The following is a 3,123-nucleotide window of genomic DNA, read 5'->3' as shown; positions in this document are numbered from 1 at the left end:
CTCCTACAGGCACTAGGCTCTTTGCAACGGCGATCGTTGATTGAAAAAAACAACGATCGATTTACACAACAACCTGTAGTTATGGAGTACGTAATTACTCGATTAATTGAGCAGATTGGTGAAGAGATCGCCCGTCAGGAAATTTTCCTGTTCAGTCGTCACGCTTTAGTCAAGGCACAAGCCAAAGACTATGTTAGAGATACTCAAATTCGCCTGATTCTTACTCCAGCGATCGAGAGAGCGATCGCGCTTCTTGGCTGCCAAGAAAATCTGGAAAAGTGCTTAGTTCAAATTCTATCGTTGCTGCGCGGAAAATCGTCGCAACAGACAGGTTATGTCAGCGGAAATATTATCAATCTGCTGCGCCAATTACAGGTAGACTTAAGCGGCTATGACTTTTCCGATCTCACCGTTTGGCAAGCCAACCTACAGAGAGTGAACTTGCAGAATGTCAATTTGGCTCGATCGGATTTGGCTAAATCGGTTTTTTCTGAACTCTTAGTGAGCGTTATGTCTGTAGCATTGAGTCCAGATAGCCAACTTTTGGCGACGAGTAGTTCTGATGGCAAGATTTACCTATGGCGAGTGCGAACGAGTCAACGGCTTCATACCTTAATAGAACATACCAATCAGATATTTTCAGTCGCCTTCAGTCCAGACGGTCAAACTTTAGCCAGTGGCAGTTTCGATCACTCAGTGAAACTATGGGATATCAGTACAGGTCGCTGCTTAAGAACTTATACCGGACATAGTAGTGGAATATATTCAGTCGCCTTTAGTCCAGATGGTAAAACTTTAGTCAGTGGCAGTCTAGACCACACGGTAAAACTTTGGGATGTCGCAACAGGTAACTGCCTAAACACTTATACCGGACATAACGATCGCGTTTATTCAGTTGCTTTTAGCTGTGATGGTAAGACTTTAGCCAGTAGCAGTCACGACCAAACAGTTAAGGTTTGGGATATCGGCACCAGTAGAGAACTAAGAACTTTTACTGAACATACTAAAGAAGTATTTTCAGTCGCTTTCAGTTGTGACGGTAGAACGTTAGCCAGTAGCAGCAATGACAGCACTGTGAGGCTGTGGGATGTCAGCACTGGATGCTGCCTAAAAATTTTCACCGGACATAGTAATGGAGTATTTTCAGTTGCATTCAGTCCAGATGGTAAAACTTTAGCCAGTAGCGGTTTTGACTTCTCGATCAGGCTTTGGGATGTAGAAACAGGCAGATGCCTGAGAACTTGCACCGGACATACTAATTGGGTACTTTCAGTTGCTTTGAGTTCGGATGGTCAAATCATTGCCAGTGGCAGTATAGACCAAATGGTGAAGTTATGGGATGTGAAAACAGGTAGCTGCTTAAAAACTTTTACTGGTTACAGTAATGTGGTTTACTCGGTTGCCTTTAGTCCTCAAGGTAAGACCATAGCAAGTGCTAGTGGTGACCATAAGGTGAGGCTTTGGGATGTTAGCACTGGTGAATGCTTGAATACTTGGCGCGGACATTCTGCTCAAGTATATTCAATCGCTTTTAGCTGCGATGGTAAGACCTTAGCGAGTGGTAGTTTTGACTCCTCAATACGCCGCTGGGATGTCAGTACGGGTGAATGTTTAAATACTTGGCACGGACATACTAATTGGGTATTTTCAGTTGCTTTGAGTCGGGATGGTAAAACTTTGGTCAGCGGCAGTATCGACCAAACGTTACGCTGCTGGGATGTGAACACGGGTGAATGCCTGAAAATTTTGACCGGACATAATGATGGGGTATTTTCAGTCGATTTTAGCTGCGACGGTCAGACCTTAGCTAGTGGTAGTTTAGACGGAACGGTAAGGCTGTGGGATTTTTGTACTGGGCAATGTCTCAAAATTTGCACCGGACATAGTAATATGGTTTATGCTGTTGCTTTCAGCCCTGATGGGAAGACTTTAGTTAGTGGCAGTGCTGACAATACGGTGAGGCTGTGGGATGTCAGCACTGGCGAATGCCTGAAAATTTTTACCGGACATACTAATCAAGTCTGTGCGATCGCTTTTAGCCTGCTATCTCGCAACTCTCCTTACCAAGGACTTTTGGCGAGTGGCGGTTACGATCGAACGGTGAAACTATGGGATGTTAGCACTGGTAATTGCTTGAAAACTTTGACCGGACATACTGATGAGATATGGTCGGTTGCTTTCAGTCCAGATAATCAAATTCTGGCAAGTGGCTGTGCGGATGAAACGGTGAGGCTGTGGGATGTGAGCACAGGTGAGTGCCTGAAAATACTGAAACCTGCCAAACTCTACGAAGGCATGAATATCACTGGGGTTACAGGTTTAACCCAAGCACAGAAAGGGACGCTGATAGCTCTCGGCGCGGTAGAAAATGGGGAATGAATGCGCGATCGCTCGATTTGAAAGATGCTGCTTCCAAAGCTGAAATTTGGGGCGATTTGTGGCTGTTCTTTGGTGGGACGGGCAGGAGAAGCCATCCCCGATATTGCCCCGATATGGCAACCGCCAAGGTGGTTAAGGCATAACTTTGGGGTAAGGGCTCTCGCATTCGGGCAGAAAATCCTTAAGTAAAACCCATAAATTATCTGCCCGAATGCGAGAGCCCCTACTGCCTTAATCGCCTTGGCGGTTGCTATATTTACTCAACGATCGCCCCATCTAAGCTTGTTTTTCTTAAGTCTGTTCTAGCTAAGTTTGCACCTCTCAAATCAGCACCGTTTAAGTTAGCGTTGCTTAAATCTGCATAACTCAAATCAGCACCTGTGAGATTAGCATTGCTTAAATTTGCTCCCGCTAAATTCGCCTTAACAAGTTGCGACTTGTGCAAGTTGCTCCCACTCAAATTAGCCGATCGCATTTCTGCTAATGTTAAATTGGCTTTGCTTAAATTAGTGCCGTTCAACTCAGCCAAAGTCAATTTAGCATAACTCATATCGATGTTTTCCAAGCAAATATTGCTCAGTTGCGCGCATCTCAAGTTAGCATTAATAAAAAATCTTTCTCCCACGGCGTAGCGGCGCAGAAATTCGTCAACTCCCAGCGGAATTAAAATTGTTTCGCCAGCCTTTTGATAGCACCACGATGTCTCCAGCAAACTCGCGGCTGCTGCAATTGCTACCTTGTCGC

3 protein-coding genes are annotated in these 3,123 nt (G+C 45.1%); 2 read left to right on the top strand and 1 reads right to left on the bottom strand.

The genetic code is table 11. From position 1 onward, the window contains the following. Window positions 1-2,379 (top strand): WD40 repeat domain-containing protein (locus QT974_RS32845; protein ID WP_333472550.1); only part of this gene is annotated, 2,379 nt, incomplete at its 5' end. Continuing rightward, window positions 2,376-2,522, top strand: a complete 147-nt coding sequence (locus QT974_RS32840; RefSeq protein ID WP_333472549.1) for a hypothetical protein — start codon at window positions 2,376-2,378, stop codon at window positions 2,520-2,522. The genes QT974_RS32845 and QT974_RS32840, both read left to right, overlap by 4 nt. 113 nt (window positions 2,523-2,635) lie before the next feature. Here the strand turns inward: QT974_RS32840 and QT974_RS32835 are convergent. Continuing rightward, window positions 2,636-3,123, bottom strand: a 488-nt coding sequence (locus QT974_RS32835) for a pentapeptide repeat-containing protein (protein ID WP_333472548.1), incomplete at its 5' end; no start/stop codon positions are given.

The organism is Microcoleus sp. BM001215392 (assembly GCF_036700185.1).
Lineage (GTDB): Bacteria > Cyanobacteriota > Cyanobacteriia > Cyanobacteriales > Microcoleaceae > Microcoleus.
This window is presented reverse-complemented; position numbering and strand designations above follow the sequence as displayed.

Coding starts and splice junctions, on each gene's coding strand:
- QT974_RS32840 (WP_333472549.1), top strand. CDS start 2,376: ATGAATGCGCGATCGCTCGATTTGAAAGATGCTGCTTCCAAAGCTGAA.